This is a genomic window from Acinetobacter sp. ANC 4470 (assembly GCF_002135335.1).
Taxonomy (GTDB): Bacteria; Pseudomonadota; Gammaproteobacteria; order Pseudomonadales; family Moraxellaceae; genus Acinetobacter.
In genome coordinates this window covers 1-17,429 of sequence record NZ_NEGC01000004.1, presented here as the reverse complement: position 1 = coordinate 17,429, position 17,429 = coordinate 1, and the positions used below count along the sequence as shown (strand labels likewise).

The window sequence follows — 17,429 nt, the reverse complement described above, 5'->3', positions numbered from 1 at the left end:
TGTTTTAAGGGCATCAAATTATTTTAATGTGCTTTTAATTATGGCTATATAGTTGATTAAATTTGTCAAAATAAAATATTTATTTAAAATCTTAATTCTTGCTCATAATCGATAATAGTGGAATAGTTATTGCTATTTTATGTAGTATATGGGGAATTCGCTTTTTGATGTCTTTTTGGGACGGTTGCAATGAATACAGTACGCCAACAAAATTTTCTATTACGTAAAGAGAAAATTTTAGCCATGGCAGAAACGCTGTTGCTGGATAATAATCAAGATATTACGCTTGGAGAACTTGCCTCTGAACTTGATATTGCCAAGGGTACAATTTATAAGCATTTTAAAAGTAAAAATCAGCTTTATTTAGAACTGATTATTTTAAATGAAAGAAGATTATTAGAAATTTCAAAAAATTATAAAAACAATATTAAAACCTATGTTGCTCAATACATGCTTTACAACATGCTAAATTCTAACCGCACAATTTTATTACATGTGATTGAAGACCGATTAACCAATAATGAAAAAAAATTAAAAGAATTATTTGAAGAATTATATCAAATACGGGAAGAACGGATTATTGAAATCAAAGATATGACTGATGAATATCTAAAATCTTTAGATAGTGCTATGTCTATACGCGATTATTTATCTTATGTCTGGACGGTGACTTATGGTGCGTCTTTATTACTCAATTCAACCCATTATCAAAAATCAATTGGTTCACGAGAACGCTTAATCAAACTTTATATTAATCAAGCGCTCATGACACCAGATAAAATATCTTCCATAGATTAACTATTTTTCGATTCATCAGTGATTGGGCATGGATGCCACACATTTCCATCACTATATTAAGTGATGGAAATGATCGAACATCTATCTTATGGTTTAATTATTGCTGAATAATTCCATGGCTTGAACCATCTGAATCATTCATTTGACTGAATAACTCATAACACATCTGACGCAACCATTGATGGCTGGTTTTATGATGACATGACATGTGCCAATATTGTTTTACTGCATAAGTTGGAAAGGTAATTGGAGCATCAAAAATTTGCAAATTACCACGTGACAATAAAACTTCGCTCAAATAATAAGGCACTGTCGCAATTGCATCGGTTTCCTGAACCACTAGCCCTACCCCTAAATAGCTCGGCAGTCGCATTAAAATATTACGTTTTAATTCTAAATTTAATAGCTCATTTTCAATATGGTAATGCCCAAAGCCCGCATCAATATCGATATGTGGTTCATTTAAATATTGTTCAATGGTCAAATTATTACTATTGAGTCGAGGATGGTTTTTTGAAGCGATGACTACATAATATTGTTCAAATAATTTTTGTTGATAAAAACCATTTTCCAAATTCGGTAAAAAGCCAATGGCTAAATCAATTTCACCATTGGCCATTTGATAACTGGTTTCAGAGGTAATACCGCGAACATTTAGGCGAATATGTGAAGCATGTTTTTTTAAATACTGGGAAATTTTAGGCAATAAAACTAAATGTGAAACATCGGTCATCGCAATGGTAAACTTCTGCTGTGAAGTTGACTGGTCAAAATTAATAGTAAAATTATTAATGATCTCAACTTTACTGAGCGCCTCACTGACCAAAGGAAAAAGTTGTTTAGAAAGTTCGGTTGGAACCATTTCATTACCAATCCTTAAAAAAAGAGGATCGTTATAATGCTGTCTGATTTTATTCAGAATATTACTTACTGTCGGTTGACTCATCGACAGATATTCTGCTGCAAGCGAAACACTTTTATATTTATAAATATAGAGAAAAACACTGAGTAATTTACAGTCAAGCTCAAACACTAATCAAAATCCTACTATTTTCTATATGTAACGGTGATACATCATCTACTTTTTTAGATATATTTCCTATATCTATTTATTTCGAATATGCTGTTTCATCGAAATTAAATGATGTTTCATATTATAAATGAATAAGGAAAGACAAGAATAGACTTTTTGTATCAAGCATTACGATTAAAAATAATGATGGAACCTGTTTGACTTAAAACTGAGTTTTTCATATTTAAGTCAAACATTTGATCGATTAGCTAAAAAGCTAAAAACTATTCAGCAGAGATATCTTCAAATAATACAGAAGACAAATAACGCTCACCTGCATCAGGTAAAATTACCACAATGGTTTTTCCAGCATTTTCAGGACGTGCTGCCAATTCAGCCGCAGCTGCCATTGCTGCGCCACTTGAAATTCCCACCAAAATACCTTCCTGCGTTGCAGTTTTACGTGCCCATTCAACGGCTTTAGCACTTTCAATGGCAATCACTTCATCAACTAAATCTAGGTCTAAATTTTTAGGAATAAAGTTTGCACCAATCCCTTGGATTTTATGCGGTCCGGGGGTCAATGCTTCGCCACGTTTGGTTTGCCCAATAATTGGCGATTCCGCAGGTTCAACTGCAACTGAATAAAGTGGTTGATTTCTCACTTGCTCAAAATAGCGAGAAATACCTGTAATCGTACCGCCTGTACCTACGCCAGAAACTAAAATATCAACCTTACCACCTGTGGCTTCCCAAATTTCTGGGCCAGTGGTTTGCTCATGAATTTTAGGATTGGCTGGGTTTTCAAATTGTTGCGGTAAATAATATAAATCAGGTTGTTCAGTAGCTAAACGAACAGCTTCATCAACAGCCCCCTTCATCCCTTTTGCAGGTTCTGTCAGCACCAAATTTGCACCAAAGGCTTTTAATACTTTACGACGCTCAATACTCATACTTGCAGGCATGGTTAAAGTAATAGCATAACCCTTTGCAGCAGCAACAAATGCAAGCGCAATACCCGTATTACCACTGGTGGGTTCTACAATATGCATACCCGGTTTAAGTAAACCTTTTTCTTCAGCATCTGCAATTAAAGCTGTACCGATACGGCATTTCACAGAAAAAGCAGGATTACGGCTTTCAATTTTAGCCAAGACTGTAGCAGGTGAAGAAATTGAACGATTAATACGAATCAATGGCGTGTTGCCAATCGCTTCAGCATTATTGCTATAAACCGCTATACCTAAATTTTTTGGTGTTGGAAAAGCAGAATCTGTTGTCATTTTAACTCCCTTGAGCGATTTTTGATTTTAAGGTCATGGATTCATCATAAGCCATTTATACATTGAAGATAAGCTTTTCTAATTCAATTTTTATGCAACTTTAATTGCCTATTTAAAACTAAAAAATAGAAAATTTTGTCGATAATTACCGTTCAAATTTTCTTAAATAGTTACAACTTAAATGACCTATTTGTCATCAATAAAGTTTGTATTTATTCATGTTATTGCACACAATATCAATCAAATGAAAACTAATTTAGGGAATACGATGTCTAATAAGGGTTATAGCCGATTCTATCGCCAATTTACGCAAAAAATTCTAGATAAGATCGTCACGCCTCAAGTCTTAGGCAACACCACCGAATTAGAAAAAAACATAGAAAATCAATTCGATAAAAAATTAATTTGTTATGTATTACAAGATTCATCGCTAAGCAATACGGTATTAATCGACAGCGAAGCCAAAACACGTAAACTGCCTTCTGTTTTTGCCCCTTTAATGATTCAAGAATTTCAAGAAGAAGATTCTATACTCGCCTTAAATATGCCCAGCTCAAAAAGTGAGGCTTATCATTATTCGGCTAAATTGATTCGAATGATTGAAGTGTTAGAAAAATATCCTGAATACGATATTGAACTGGTGCCTGTGACTGTTTTATGGGGACGTTCGCCTGAATATGAAGATTCTTGGTTTAAGGCTTTATTTTCCGATGCTTGGTCTACCCCATCCAAATTAAAACAAGCCCTCAATATTTCTATATATGGTCGTGAAAACTACATTGAGTTTCATAAACCGATTTCACTTAAAGCCGCGATTGAAGAAGCGAAAATTGAACGTCCAAACTTTTCTCCAGCGCATTCAATTGTCAAAGAACTCAATTCAAATTTTAATAAATACAAAGAAGCAATTTTAGGTCCAGATTTATCAGACCGTCGCAATCTCATTAATAAATTAATGAAAACTGAAACAATTCAAGATGCGATTCGAAAAGAAAGTATTGATCATAAAATTAGTATGTTTGAAGCAGAAAATCGAGCCAAAGGTTATTTAACCGAAGTGGTTTCTGATTTCTCATATTCAACTTTACGTTTTGCTGAAATTGCGCTCACCAAGTTATGGACGCAGCTTTATGATGGTATTGAAGTCCATAATTTCGATACCGTTCGCGAGTTAGCCAAGGATTATGAGATTGTCTATACGCCTTGTCATCGCAGCCATATCGACTATTTGCTGCTCTCTTATGTGATTTTCAATCGTGGCTTAATGGTTCCGCATATTGCAGCAGGTATTAACTTAAACCTACCTGTGGTCGGGCAAATCATGCGCGGTGCTGGCGCTTATTTTATTCGTCGAACCTTTAGTGGAAATGATTTATATACTTCTGTTTTTAAAGAGTATTTACACAGCCTATTATCACGAAACACACCGTTAGAATATTTTATTGAAGGTGGACGTTCACGTACTGGTCTGCTGTTACCACCGAAAAAAGGTATGCTTTCGATGACTGTGCAAAGTCATTTACGTGGTGCAACCAAACCAATTGCCTTTATTCCAACCTATTTCGGCTATGAAAAGCTGATCGAAGGTACATCTTACTTAAATGAACTAAATGGTAAACCGAAGGAAGCCGAATCCATTTGGGGGATTTTAAGTTCAGCACGTAAAATTGAAAAAATCTTTGGGCAAGTGCATGTTAATTTTGGTGAACCCATTTTTCTAGATCAAGTGTTAGCAGCCAACCAAGCAGATCAGATTGAATTAAATATTCATGATGAGTTGCCACAACCCGTGATTCAAACCGTGGATCAAGTAGCAAATTCAATTTTAGAAAATATTAATAAAGCCGTTGTGGTCAACCCTATTTCCTTAATCTCACTTATTTTATTAAATTCTGAAAATCATATTTTAAATGAAAATGATTTAATCTCGCAGATTGATCAATACCGTTATTTACTCAATGAGGTAAAATATGATGCAAGAATGATGATGACCGAGCTGTCCAATGTTGAAATTATTCAATATGCTATCAAGTTAAAACAAGTTGAAGTTTTTAGCCAAAATCATGAAAATTGGATTCGCGTTGCTGAAAGTCAAAAAATACTATTAAGTTATTTTAGTAACAATATTCTGCACTGTTTTATTCTTCCTGCATTAGTTGCAATGATTATTCAATCTCATCAAAAAATATCATGCCATTATTTAATAGATACCATTAAAAATATGTATCCTTCTTTTAAAGAAGAGTTTTTCTTAAAATGGAATCTAGATGAATTAGAAAATGAAATTACTTCAATTATAAATAGCTTAGAAAATTTAGGCTGGATTGTTTTTCAGGATAATACTGTTTCAGTAACATTAGATGAACACATGCAAAGTAAGCTTTTATCACTAGCACATTTATCGAGTGCTAGTCTGAATAATATGCTGATTATCTCAGCATTACTGCAACAATACGCACCAACTCAATCGTTAACGCTCAAAGCGTTAGAAAATATGAGTAAAGCTGTACTGCAAAAACTTTCTCAAATGCAAAAAATTCAATCTGGTTATTATTTTGATAGTGCGACCTTAAAAAGTTTTATTTCAGTACTTAAACAAAATAGCGTATTGAGTGTTAAAGATGATCATTTTGTTATAAGCGATGATTTTGAAGAAAAAATATCAGTTAGTTTTAGTTGGTATAGTTCTGAAATGCATCAAGCAATCATCGAAGTAGTTAATTTTACTGAAAAAGAATTAAAAGGATTTAAACAACCAAGTAAATAATCATCAGTTCATAATATTGTGCACCAGCATAAGGCATTTATCTTAAATTAAATGTCTTATTTAAATTTATATCAGAATATTTGATATTTGTGTTCATTAAAAAGAATTGAAAATATGAACTTTTTCTAATTTATTCAATTATTGAAGCATTATACTGCGTATATTAGTGTTAATTAGTATGAGAAATTCGTATGAACACCGATCTTGAAATTGCTTCTATGCATGATTCTGTGGATATTGTTGTCACCATATTAAAATCATTGGCCAATACAGATCGTTTACTTATTTTATGTCACCTTGCCAAACAAGAGTTAAATGTTTCACAAATAGAAGAGTTGACACAAATTAATCAGCCTACTTTATCTCAACAGTTGATGATGTTACGCAAAAGTGATGTGGTTTCTACTCGCCGTGATGGTAAGCAAATTTTTTATTCCATTAAAGATGAAAAATTGGTGCAAGTATTAAATACGTTATATCAATTATATTGCCCTAAAAATCTAATTTAATCAGACAAATAACATTAAATTAAATAAAGAAATTCATTGAATTAAGACTTCTTAGCATTTTTTATGCATAATATATCTAAAATAGTGATTTAGCTTTAGATATGTCAGATTTAAATTCTCGCTTAATGACATTATTGCCTGCTTGGCAATGGCTTCGTAAATATAACCAAGCTAAATTTAAATCAGATATTCTTTCTGCACTTATTGTAATCGCTATGCTGGTTCCACAAGGTATGGCTTATGCCATGCTTGCAGGCTTGCCACCTATTATGGGTTTGTATGCCAGTATCCTCCCCATGATTATTTATGCCATGGTGGGTGGTAGTCCTACGCTTTCTATTGGTCCAGTTGCTATTATTTCCATGATGACCTTTGCGACTTTAAATCCATTGTTTGAAGTCGGCTCTCCAGTCTATATACAAGCGGCTTGTTTACTGGCTTTTATGGTTGGTGTCATTTCATTATTGTTAGGCCTGTTAAAATTTGGCTTTCTGATTCAATTGATTAGCCACCCTGTCATTCAGAGTTTTATTATTGCTTCGGCATTACTCATCGCTTTAGGGCAATTCAAATTTCTGGTCGATGTACCGTTAGAAGCCAATAATATTCCTGAATTTTTACTCAGTTTTTGGCAATACATCCGTTATAGCAATATTGAAACCTTTATTTTTGGCATGCTAGCTTTGTGCTTTCTCATTTATATGCCAAAAATATTAAGCTCAAATGCCATTCAAAGCCGAATGGGTTCTACCGCTTTTATTTCAAAAGCACTGCCTTTAGTCCTCGTGGTGGCTTCAATTGCCGCTGTCTATTTTCTAAACTTAAAAGAAGTCGGAATTAAAACCGTCGGGGAAATACCTTCAGGATTTCCACCCATTAGCATGCCATACTGGAATATGGACTTGGTCATTACCTTATTACCCGGTGCGACCATGATTGCCATGGTTAGCTTTGTCGAATCATTGTCAATTGCTCAGGCAACAGCTTTACAACAACGAAGTGACTTAAATAGCAATCAAGAGTTAGTCGCTTTAGGTTTGGCCAATTTAAGTGCAGGTTTAAGCTCTGCATTTCCAGTCACAGGAAGTTTATCTCGAACGGTTGTTAATGCAGACTCTGGGGCTAAAACCCCAATGGCAGGTGTTTTTTCATCGTTTCTAATTGTTTTGGTCAGTCTTTATTTCACAGGGTTTTTTCGTGATTTGCCTTTAGCGATTCTGGCAGCCACCATTATTGTTTCCATTTGGAAATTAGTCGATTTCAAACCTTTTATCGAAACGTGGCGTTATTCCAAAGCAGATGGAATTGCCATGTGGATTACCTTCTTCGGGGTGGTCTGTATTGATATTTCCACAGGTTTAATGATCGGGATTATCTCAACCTTTATACTTTTATTGTGGCGAATTAGTCGCCCACATATTGCGGTTATTGGCTTACTTGAAGGTACGCAACATTTTAGGAATGTCCAACGTCATCATGTGCTGACTTCATCTAAATTACTTTCAATGCGTATTGATGAAAATTTAAACTTTTTAAATACCCATATTTTCAAAGGTTTTTTAATTAATGCTGTCAGTCAGTATATTGATTTAGAACATGTGGTGATTAATTGTTCAAGTATCAGTTCAATTGATCTCAGTGCCTTAGAAATGTTGGAGGACGTAAATGCTGAATTAAACAAGTTGAATATTAAATTACATTTATCCGAAATTAAGGGTCCTGTTATGGATAAATTACAGCATTCCAAATTATTAAAACATTTAACTGGGCAAATTTATCTGACTCATTTTCAAGCAATGCAGCAACTTGCACCAGAAGTTTTTAAATAATTTAAGCATTCCTTGATGATAAAAATATTCAAAAACAAAAATATCAACTTTAAAAATAAAGAGTTAATTTTTCTATAAAAATTAATTTTTAGCAGCTCCTCTTTTAAGTATAAAATGGCGGGCATATATGTAAATTTTTTAGTCCTCGTCTTTCTAACAAGGCACCCTTATGTTTTCTGCTTTAATGCGTTTGAGTTTAGTCTCCAGAATTATTATCGCCATTATTTTAGGTATTGGCGTTGCTGTTGTGTTCCCGAATATCGCTCCATATTTAAGTTTATTGGGTGACTTGTTTATTAAAGCGCTTAAATCTGTTGCACCTATTTTAGTTTTTGTCCTTGTTTTATCCTCGATTGCTAATTTTAAAGTTGGGCATAGCGCTAAAATTAAGCCAATTATGATGATGTATGCAATTGGTATGCTCCTAGCTGCCTTAAGTGCTGTCATTGTCAGTATTGTATTTCCTAGTACATTGTTTCTGGACATTTCTACACAAGCCGATTTACAACCGCCAGGTAGCTTAAGTGAAATTTTCAAAAACCTACTTTTAAGCTTTGTGGCTAATCCTGTTACTGCAATTAGTGAAGCAAACTTCATTGGTATTTTGGCATGGGCTGTTGCTTTAGGTGCTGCATTCCGTCATGCAAGTGACACCACCAAAGTGGTGTTGACTGATGCTGCAACGGCAGTCAACCATGTTATCCGTTTAGTGATTAATTTTGCTCCTATTGGTATTTTCGGTCTGGTTGCTGTCACATTTGCTGAAGCAGGTTTAAGTACGCTTGAAAGCTATGCTCACTTATTAGCCGTGCTGCTTGGTACTATGTTTTTTGTGGCATTGGTGGTCAACCCAATTCTGGTGGCAATTGTTACCCGCTCAAATCCATATCCATTGGTTTTTCAATGTTTACGAGAAAGTGGGATTACCGCATTCTTTACCCGTAGTTCAGCAGCAAATATTCCAGTGAACTTGGATTTAGCAAAACGCTTAGGAATCAATGAGTCCACCGCAAATGTCGCTATTCCATTAGGTGCAACCATTAATATGGCCGGTGCAGCTGTCACCATCACCGTACTGACCTTAGCAACCGTCAATACTTTGGGTATTTCAACTGATTTTACAACAATGTTGATTTTATCTGTGATCGCAACTGTTTCAGCATGTGGTGCATCTGGCGTTGCAGGTGGTTCTTTACTGCTCATTCCTGTGGCCTGTGGCTTATTTGGAATTAGTTCAGATATCGCCATGCAAGTGGTTGCCATTGGTATGGTGATTAGTGTGTTACAGGATTCGACTGAAACTGCATTAAATTCTTCCACAGATGTGCTATTTACTGCTGCTGTTGACCGCGGTTTAGATTAAGATAGTCATTACTAAGTATTTTTTATGACGTTATGCCTCTTCAAACTTTACCGCTTTGGGTTCAATTAGGTGCTTTTTTTCTTGCAGTGAATGCAGGAATGATTAACGTCCTTGGACTGGTGACCGTTTTACATCAGTCCGTTTCACATATGACTGGTAATGTCAGTATATTGGCGATGGCTTTGCTACATTGGCAACCAAACACCATCATCTACTTAACCTTAGTTGTTCTATGTTATGTGATCGGTTCATTTTATAGCGGATTTATTCTTGGAAATAGTCACTTTAGTTTAGGGCGCCGTTATGGTTTACCTTTAAACTTAGTGGCTTTTTTTATTGTACTGTGTTGGGCTTTATTGCCCTATTTCCCTCGTTATGCCTTACTTTGGGCATGTGTGGCGATGGGCGTACAAAATGCGATGGTTAGCCATTACAAAGGCACGATTATTCGCACCACCCATTTATCTGGTGTTTTGACTGATTTAGGTTTAGCGTTAGGTTATTGCTTACGTGGCTTAGATGTAGATCGAAGACGAATTATTCTATATTTAGTTATTTTATTTGGATTTCTCTTGGGTGGTTTGGTTGCCAGCATGATTTATCCCTATTTAAAATTAAATTCATTCCTTGTCCCTGCGTTGTTAAGTTGGATACTGAGCATCGTATATTGGGTTATTTATTTTCGTTATCGACGTATTCAAGAGTAGTTTCGGAATTTATTATGGTCAAAAATGCATTACAGGCTCAATTACTAAAAGCCGGTTTAGTCGATAATAAAAAGGCTAAAAAACTGTCTAAACAGGCGGTTCATGAGCAACGTACTGGGCAAAGCGATGAAGCTGAATTAAAAGCAAAAATTGCGCAAGATAAGCAAGAGAAACTTGAAAAAGACCAAGCTTTAGATTTAGAAAAAAAACGTCTGTTGCAAGGTAAAGAACTTAAAGCTGCCATTATTCAAATGATCAATCAGCATAAAATTCGTGATATAGATGGCGAAGTGTCATATCAATTTATTGATGAGAGTAAAGTCAAAAAGATTTATCTTAATCAACAAATTTATAATGCACTCGTTTCTGGTTCATTGGTGGTTGCTAAAGAAAGTGATAGCTATGCCGTTTTACCAAAAGCCTTAGCAGATCGTATTAATGACAAAATGGAAGGCTTCATTATTGTCAATAATTCTGAAAAGAATGAACAAACCACTGATGAAGAAGATCCATATGCAGCATATATTATTCCTGATGATTTAATGTGGTAAGTTCAGTGTATTGATCATTAAAAATGAGTACAGCCTATATTCATATACGTTGTACTCACAACAACATTCAAAAAAATTAGCTTAATTTCGATACATTTAAAAAAATGGCACATACTGGGGTTCATCCTATAAAAGGATCTATTTTTATTGATCAGAGTGGCGTGTATTTCATGAGTCTAAGTAAACAAAAAACCACCCGAAGGTGGTTTTTTTCAGACTAGTTACTATTGCTCTAATTGATTACTAATCCAATGTAAAAATTCATTTTTTTGCATAAAAATTGGAGCTGCATGAGCCAATATGGTTTGCTGCTTGCCATTAAACACCCCTTTATAATTATAAGGTTTTACAGCCTCAAATGTAGATTTATCACACTCATGCAACTCACTCAAAAAAGTCTTCAATTGCATAAATTGACTTTGAGAGTCTATTGTTGGTCTTTCAACAATGAAATTGTAAATCTGTTCTAATATGAATTTAGGATTATTTTGAGGCATTATTATGTTCCATAACATTTTATTAATTAATACTTAATTTTAATGTATATTCCACACAGTGCATTGTCATATTATTACATTTTCATATTTAGGCAACATAATTTTTTAATAAACAAAATAACAAAACAGTGTTTTAAGTTTAACTAAACAAAATATAATTAAACATATTCAACTTTACAGAATTAATTATCTTTACTACATTTGTGGTATTCCACAGTATTGACTCTCATCGAGATTAGAGTCATCAAATTAAGCTATTTTTATGTATAACTTGTCGCTATTTTATTGATGTGATCTGACTGGCTTTGTTGCACAACCCTATCCGTAAGTGCTTATTCAGTCATATATATCTCAGATGAATGAGCCTGCACCTAAAATATATCGAACAACTCATTGGTCAGTCTATAACAAGTCCCATCTAAAAGTGTTCAGGTAAAGATTAACCCCCATAAATTTACCCCTTTTCCGTTTTTTCCATTATGGCGTAAACTAGAGCCTAAATATAAACGCATTAGTACAGCAAAATCGGTGTTTACATAGGTTTAAACATGTTCTAAGCTATCAATCAAATTATTGTTTTTAATACAAAAAATGTAATTTACTGAAATTTAATATTATTAAGGTTTGAAGGTACAACTTATGTTGAAGTGGTTTGAAAAACGCGTCGATCCTTATCCATCAAAAGACTTAAATAAACCACTCCCAACCCGTTTTTTCCCTTTTGTCTGGCAAGCTGCAACAGGTGTTCGCCCCTATTTATTGTTATTGGTATTATGTACTGCAGGAGCTGCGAGTTTTGAAGCGGTACTCTATGCAAAAATTGGCGATTTAGTAAATTGGTTAAGTAAAAGCCAACCCGAAACATTCTTAGCTGAACATACTCAAAATTTAACACTGCTGACGTGCATTCTTTTTGCCAATATTGTTTTTGCAAGTTTCCAATCAATTATTAAACATCAGATTCTTTACAGTACCTTTCCAATGCGCCTACGTTGGCGTTTTCACAACTTACTCTTACAACAAAGTTTAGATTTTTTCCATAATGATTTTGCTGGTCGTTTATCCGCTAAAGTTATGCAGACTTCGCTCGCAGTACGTGAGTTTTGGGTAATTTTAGGTGACATGCTGGCCTATGTGGTCATTTATTTCATAACAATCAGCTTTGTATTGGGTGCAATTTCCCCAATGTTGATTTTACCTCTGATGCTCTGGTTGGTTCTGTTTATTGCTGCTGCTTGTTTTTTCATTCCGCGTTTGAGCCGAATTTCTAATAAACAAGCCGATGCTCGTGCAATCATGACGGGTCGTGTAACAGATGCTTATACCAATATTCAAACCGTTAAATTATTTGCCCATGCAGGTCATGAAAGTCAGTATGCCAAAGAATCCATGCAGGGGTTTATGACTACGGTTTATCAACAAATGCGTTTAGGCGTGCAATATGAAATCAGCATTAACTTATTAAGTGTGGTGTTATACGTTGGGGTTTTAGGTACAGCTATTTGGCTTTGGATCAATGGGCAAGCAGAATTGGGTATTATTGCTGCAACGACAGCCATGATTTTAAAACTCAATAGTATTGCTGAATTTATGATGTGGCAAACCTCTGCACTTTTTGAAAATGTCGGAACGATTCAAGATGGCATGAAAACACTGGGTCGTCCTATTCACATTCAAGACAAAAAAGATGCTTTCCCATTACAAGTGCCACAAGGTGAAATCAAGTTTGAAGATGTCAGTTTTGCTTATAACAATAAAAATGTGATTGATCATTTAAATTTAACCATCAAACCTGGTGAAAAAATTGGTATTGTGGGGCGTTCTGGTGCAGGAAAATCGACTTTAATTCAACTGTTATTGCATTTCTATGAGATCAACCAAGGTCGTATTTCGATTGATGGTCAAAACATTCAAGATGTAACCCAAGACAGTTTACGAAAAAGTATTGCATTGGTAACCCAAGATACCTCTTTATTACATCGTACTGTGGCTGAAAATATTAAATATGGCCGTCCAAATGCAACAGATGAACAAATGTTTGATGCAGTTCGTAAAGCCAAAGCAGAAGATTTTATTCCTCAACTTACCGACTTACGTGGTAAATCGGGTTATGAAGCCTATGTCGGTGAACGCGGTGTAAAACTCTCTGGTGGGCAACGTCAACGCATTGCAATAGCACGAGTATTTTTAAAAGATGCACCTATTTTAATTTTAGATGAAGCAACCAGTGCTTTAGATTCAGAAGTTGAAGCTGCAATTCAATCTAGTTTAGACGAATTAATGCAAGGTAAAACCGTCATCGCGATTGCGCATCGACTTTCAACAATTGCACAAATGGATCGTTTGATTGTATTAGATCAAGGATGCATTGCAGAACAAGGTACGCATGATGAACTGGTGGCATTGGGTGGGATTTATGCGCATTTATGGCAAAGACAAACTGGTAGTTTTTTAATAGAGCAACAAGCATTGAAAAAAAAGGAATTGGATTAATGTTGTATTTAGAAGATATAAAATTGGGTGATCGTTTCATTAGTCGTGAATATGAAATGACATTAGAAGAAATTAAACAATTTGCCCATGCTTATGATCCACAAATTTTCCATACCGATGAGGATCAAGCCAAAGCGCATCCTATTTTTCAAGGTATTGCTGCAAGTGGATGGCATACTTCTGCGGTGACCATGCGCTTATGGACAGAATGTTTTCCCGTGGCGTATGGACTAATTGGTTCAGAATCCAGTATTCGTTGGCCAAGACCGACTCGTCCTAATGATAACATTCATGTTGAAGTTGAAATTGTTGCGATTACACCATCAAAAACTAAAACTGACCGCGCTATAGTGACCTATGTAACGCAAACATTGAATCAACATAATGATGTTTTATTAATTTCTACGACAAAAATTGTGGTCTTTAAAAAAGAATTTAAGCCTGCTTAATTTAAAGACTTTAAAATAATTGTCGAACAATTTTAATAGAATACGGTTTCTTTTCATGCCAATATGAAAATCAACAAATAGAAAAACGACTAAAGTGCAATGGATGGCGCATGAAAACGATTTCTCCAAAACAAGATCAAGGAATCCCCGGTGTTTACGGTCTACTCCTCTTAGATGTGGTGTCTCGTTGGGGCTACAATGCAGAAGCATTGTTTACACCTTTTCATTTAACCAGTGAGCTATTAGCAGATCCAAATTTTCGTATTCCGACACCGGTTGCAAATGAGCTGGTTAAACATGCGTTACGTTTAACTGGAGAGCCGACTTTAGGTTTTCATTTGGGTACGCAAATGCGAATTTCAATTCATGGTTTTATTGGCTATGCCATTATGACAGCGCATGATATTACCGATGCTTTGGTCTTGGCTAACCGCTTTATTCAGTTACGCATGCCCTTTTTACAGCTTTATTTTTCCACTTTTGGCGAAAAAGCAACGCTGCAATTACAATGCGATTTTGATATTGAGCCTTTACGGACTGAAATTACCATTGCCTTGACTTTCGGCATCATCACTATGGCGAAAGCTTTAACAGGGAGTGATGATTTATCGGGTGATATTGATTTTGATTTTGCTCAACCTTCTGGTTTTGAACGCTATATCAATAAGTTTCCATCACATAATTTCCGTTTTGAACAACCGCATTTATTGTCTAGTTTTGATAAAAAATACCTTGGTTTTAAAATGGTGAATGCCGACCCTATTGCCAGTCAAATTGCGATTAATCAATGTGAAGCTGAATTGTCTGCATTAGGTGAACGCCGCCGTCTAGCCATGCGTGTACGTGATATTTTGACCAATTCGGAACAGCATTATTTAAGTATTGAAAATGTCGCAGACCGTTTACATATGTCTGATCGAACTTTAAAACGCCAGTTGGCTGCCGAAGGGACTTCTTTTTCAACCTTAGTCGATGAAGTTCGCTATCGTCATGCAACATCGCTCCTTTCACGAACAGATTACACCTTAGAACTAATTGCAGATGAACTAGGCTATAGTGATGTCGCCAATTTTAGTCGTGCATTTAAGCGTTGGAGTGGTCGTAGCCCAAGCAATTGGCGTAAAGATCCTTATTTATAAACTTTTGTTTTGATCAAAAAACATGTATAAAACATGGCAAAATGATTTGAATATTTTAAAGGAGTCATCAATGAATCATCCTTCAGATTTGAAGTATGCAAGCACCCATGAATGGGTCAAAATTGAAGGTGATCTGGTCATTACAGGTATTTCTGACCATGCACAAGACGCATTAGGCGATTTAGTTTATGTGGAAACCCCTGAACTAGGTCAGCAAATTACTGCAGGTCAGCAAACTGGTGTGGTTGAATCGGTTAAAACAGCCTCCGACATTCATGCGCCTATTTCAGGTGAAGTGGTTGAAGTGAATACAGCTTTAGATGATGATCCAGATTTTGTCAATGATGATCCCTATGGCAAAGGTTGGATTTATAAAATTAAGCCAAACAATATGGCTGATATAGAACAACTACTCTCAAGCAGTGAATATGAAGCAGGCTTATAATTCTGTCTGTATCATCAAAAAATCAGTCTTTATGGCTGATTTTTATTTAAGCAAAAAACACAATATATTAAAAGAATAATCACAATGTGATATTAATGATAAATAAAAATATAAAATTGATATACAGATTATCAATAAGATGTACTTTTCAACAAAAACAATTTAGAATTTATAGCGTCTAACGACTATTTGACTTATCTCTAATCATTACAACAATATATCCCTAGCTTTAAAATAATTGCTTGATAAGCCTCATCAGCCGTATTCACTTATGATTATCTAGGTAAATTATGTCTTCAGAGAATGCCGAACAATTGTGGAATAAATCTTTTATTCTATGTCTAGCCAATAACCTTTTTTTGTTTGTGTTTTATTTTGCACAAACGACAATTTTGCCGATTTATATTTTAAATGAATTACATGGCACTTTAGCGCAAGCGGGTTTAGCTATGACTTTGTTTATGGCATCATCAATTGCGGTTCGTCCCTTTAGTGGATTAATCATTGAAAAATTTGGACGTAAAAAAACACTTTATATTTCTGAAGCCTTATTTTGTCTATTCTCTTTTGCTTACTTACTCGCAGATAATCTGACCATCCTCTTGCTGATTCGATTCTTGCATGGAATTTGGTTTAGTATTTTAACCACCGTAACCGTCCCGATTGCCAATGACTTTATTCCTGCAAAACGTAAAGGTGAAGGCATGGGATATTTCATCATGTCTATTAATTTAGGTGTTGTCCTTGGGCCGTTACTCGGTCTTACTTTAATTCAAACTCTTTCATACACCACAGTTGCAGGAATTCTTGCTGCAATTATTTGCCTCGGTTTTATTTTTTGCTTCATGATTCCAATTCAAGCAGAAACTAAATCAGCAATCACTCAAATAAAGCGCCGTTTAACGCTGCAAGATTTTGTCGAGAAAAAAGCGCTACCTGTTTCAATTATGGCAATGCTCGTTTCTTTTTCTTACGCTAGTATTATGTCGTTTATTTCAACATTTGCGGAATCAAAAAATTTACTGCCCTACGCCAGTTTATTTTTTGTGATCTTTGCAATTTCAATGATGAGTTTACGCCCCATTACAGGGAAAATTTATGATCGAAAAGGAGCAAACTATGTGGTTTATCCTGCAATTGCATTGTTCTCAATTGGGCTAATCATTTTAAGTCAAATCAATTCAGTTGCTGGTTTGATGATTGCTGCAATATTTGTCGGAATGGGTTTTGGCTCAGCCCAACCTTGTTTACAAACCCTCTCTATTCAGCACTCACCGAAAGATCGTATTGGACATGCAACATCCACTTTTTTTACCTGTTACGACTTAGGCATTGCACTTGGATCAATTTTATTGGGTCTTGTCATTGCTCAGCAAGGCTATAGCTTTGCATATTTGCTGTGTGCATTCATTACTGCATTAAGCTTAGTATTTTATAAATTATATCTTTGTACACGACAAAAATCATATTTCGATTTTAGTAATCGATTACAGCATCGCAATTGATCAATGATATTTAGTATTTTTGAATCATCTTGATGGAAAAGTGCATACTTCAATCCCTCAACAATTAAATCAAAACCAAGTC

15 protein-coding genes are annotated in these 17,429 nt (G+C 35.1%); 12 read left to right on the top strand and 3 right to left on the bottom strand.

Going from position 1 to position 17,429, the window contains the following annotated elements:
- The first annotated feature begins 189 nt into the window (after positions 1–189).
- Positions 190–798 (top strand): TetR/AcrR family transcriptional regulator, encoded by a 609-nt coding sequence (locus tag B9T25_RS07040; protein ID WP_086187755.1) that lies wholly within the window; start codon positions 190–192, stop codon positions 796–798.
- 97 nt (positions 799–895) lie between these two features.
- Here B9T25_RS07040 and B9T25_RS07035 read toward each other — a convergent pair whose 3' ends face one another.
- The gene (locus B9T25_RS07035) at positions 896–1,831 is read right to left on the bottom strand and encodes a LysR family transcriptional regulator (RefSeq protein WP_086187754.1); all 936 of its coding nucleotides are present in this window, start codon (positions 1,829–1,831) and stop codon (positions 896–898) included.
- A gap of 263 nt (positions 1,832–2,094) precedes the next feature.
- Positions 2,095–3,093, bottom strand: a complete 999-nt coding sequence (gene cysK, locus B9T25_RS07030; RefSeq protein ID WP_086187753.1) for a cysteine synthase A — start codon at positions 3,091–3,093, stop codon at positions 2,095–2,097.
- Between the two features lie 268 nt (positions 3,094–3,361).
- On the opposite strand from cysK, the gene plsB reads away from it, so the two are divergent.
- The 6 genes from plsB (at position 3,362) to B9T25_RS07000 (ending at position 10,819) form a co-directional block, all read left to right on the top strand.
- Complete coding sequence (gene plsB / locus B9T25_RS07025) at positions 3,362–5,860, top strand: glycerol-3-phosphate 1-O-acyltransferase PlsB (RefSeq protein WP_086187752.1); 2,499 nt, start codon at positions 3,362–3,364, stop codon at positions 5,858–5,860.
- Positions 5,861–6,051: 191 nt separating this feature from the next.
- Entirely contained in the window at positions 6,052–6,369 is a 318-nt protein-coding gene (locus B9T25_RS07020; RefSeq protein WP_086187751.1) for an ArsR/SmtB family transcription factor, read from the top strand.
- A gap of 101 nt (positions 6,370–6,470) precedes the next feature.
- On the top strand, positions 6,471–8,198 hold the full coding sequence (locus tag B9T25_RS07015) for a SulP family inorganic anion transporter (protein WP_086187750.1): 1,728 nt from the start codon (positions 6,471–6,473) through the stop codon (positions 8,196–8,198).
- A gap of 169 nt (positions 8,199–8,367) precedes the next feature.
- Positions 8,368–9,561 carry a serine/threonine transporter SstT gene (gene sstT, locus B9T25_RS07010; RefSeq protein WP_086187749.1) on the top strand — a complete coding sequence of 398 codons (1,194 nt, stop codon included), beginning with the start codon at positions 8,368–8,370 and terminating at the stop codon, positions 9,559–9,561.
- A gap of 32 nt (positions 9,562–9,593) precedes the next feature.
- Complete coding sequence (locus B9T25_RS07005; protein WP_086187748.1) at positions 9,594–10,268, top strand: YoaK family protein; 675 nt, start codon at positions 9,594–9,596, stop codon at positions 10,266–10,268.
- Positions 10,269–10,282: 14 nt separating this feature from the next.
- Entirely contained in the window at positions 10,283–10,819 is a 537-nt protein-coding gene (locus tag B9T25_RS07000; protein ID WP_086187747.1) for a DUF2058 domain-containing protein, read from the top strand.
- Between the two features lie 224 nt (positions 10,820–11,043).
- Here the strand turns inward: B9T25_RS07000 and B9T25_RS06995 are convergent, their stop codons facing one another.
- The gene (locus B9T25_RS06995; protein ID WP_086187746.1) at positions 11,044–11,316 is read right to left on the bottom strand and encodes a hypothetical protein; all 273 of its coding nucleotides are present in this window, start codon (positions 11,314–11,316) and stop codon (positions 11,044–11,046) included.
- A gap of 639 nt (positions 11,317–11,955) precedes the next feature.
- On the opposite strand from B9T25_RS06995, the gene B9T25_RS06990 reads away from it, so the two are divergent.
- From B9T25_RS06990 to B9T25_RS06970, 5 genes are all read left to right on the top strand, one after another.
- Entirely contained in the window at positions 11,956–13,809 is a 1,854-nt protein-coding gene (locus B9T25_RS06990) for an ABC transporter ATP-binding protein (RefSeq protein WP_086187745.1), read from the top strand.
- Positions 13,809–14,258 (top strand): MaoC family dehydratase, encoded by a 450-nt coding sequence (locus tag B9T25_RS06985; protein ID WP_086187744.1) that lies wholly within the window; start codon positions 13,809–13,811, stop codon positions 14,256–14,258. Before B9T25_RS06990 ends, B9T25_RS06985 begins: the two co-directional genes overlap by 1 nt.
- A 110-nt stretch (positions 14,259–14,368) precedes the next feature.
- Positions 14,369–15,397 carry a helix-turn-helix domain-containing protein gene (locus B9T25_RS06980; protein WP_086187743.1) on the top strand — a complete coding sequence of 343 codons (1,029 nt, stop codon included), beginning with the start codon at positions 14,369–14,371 and terminating at the stop codon, positions 15,395–15,397.
- A gap of 70 nt (positions 15,398–15,467) precedes the next feature.
- Positions 15,468–15,842: a glycine cleavage system protein GcvH gene (gcvH, locus tag B9T25_RS06975; RefSeq protein ID WP_086187742.1), complete on the top strand. Its 375-nt coding sequence runs from the start codon at positions 15,468–15,470 to the stop codon at positions 15,840–15,842.
- Positions 15,843–16,132: 290 nt separating this feature from the next.
- Positions 16,133–17,347, top strand: a complete 1,215-nt coding sequence (locus tag B9T25_RS06970) for an MFS transporter (protein ID WP_086187741.1) — start codon at positions 16,133–16,135, stop codon at positions 17,345–17,347.
- The last annotated feature ends 82 nt before the right edge of the window (positions 17,348–17,429 follow it).

Excerpts from the sequence above, each read along its gene's own strand:
- B9T25_RS07040 (WP_086187755.1), top strand. The coding sequence starts at position 190 with ATGAATACAGTACGCCAACAAAATTTTCTATTACGTAAAGAGAAAATT.
- cysK (WP_086187753.1), bottom strand. The coding sequence starts at position 3,093 with ATGACAACAGATTCTGCTTTTCCAACACCAAAAAATTTAGGTATAGCG.
- plsB (WP_086187752.1), top strand. The coding sequence starts at position 3,362 with ATGTCTAATAAGGGTTATAGCCGATTCTATCGCCAATTTACGCAAAAA.
- B9T25_RS07020 (WP_086187751.1), top strand. The coding sequence starts at position 6,052 with ATGAACACCGATCTTGAAATTGCTTCTATGCATGATTCTGTGGATATT.
- B9T25_RS07015 (WP_086187750.1), top strand. The coding sequence starts at position 6,471 with ATGTCAGATTTAAATTCTCGCTTAATGACATTATTGCCTGCTTGGCAA.
- sstT (WP_086187749.1), top strand. The coding sequence starts at position 8,368 with ATGTTTTCTGCTTTAATGCGTTTGAGTTTAGTCTCCAGAATTATTATC.
- B9T25_RS07005 (WP_086187748.1), top strand. The coding sequence starts at position 9,594 with ATGCCTCTTCAAACTTTACCGCTTTGGGTTCAATTAGGTGCTTTTTTT.
- B9T25_RS07000 (WP_086187747.1), top strand. The coding sequence starts at position 10,283 with ATGGTCAAAAATGCATTACAGGCTCAATTACTAAAAGCCGGTTTAGTC.
- B9T25_RS06995 (WP_086187746.1), bottom strand. The coding sequence starts at position 11,316 with ATGCCTCAAAATAATCCTAAATTCATATTAGAACAGATTTACAATTTC.
- B9T25_RS06990 (WP_086187745.1), top strand. The coding sequence starts at position 11,956 with ATGTTGAAGTGGTTTGAAAAACGCGTCGATCCTTATCCATCAAAAGAC.
- B9T25_RS06985 (WP_086187744.1), top strand. The coding sequence starts at position 13,809 with ATGTTGTATTTAGAAGATATAAAATTGGGTGATCGTTTCATTAGTCGT.
- B9T25_RS06980 (WP_086187743.1), top strand. The coding sequence starts at position 14,369 with ATGAAAACGATTTCTCCAAAACAAGATCAAGGAATCCCCGGTGTTTAC.
- gcvH (WP_086187742.1), top strand. The coding sequence starts at position 15,468 with ATGAATCATCCTTCAGATTTGAAGTATGCAAGCACCCATGAATGGGTC.
- B9T25_RS06970 (WP_086187741.1), top strand. The coding sequence starts at position 16,133 with ATGTCTTCAGAGAATGCCGAACAATTGTGGAATAAATCTTTTATTCTA.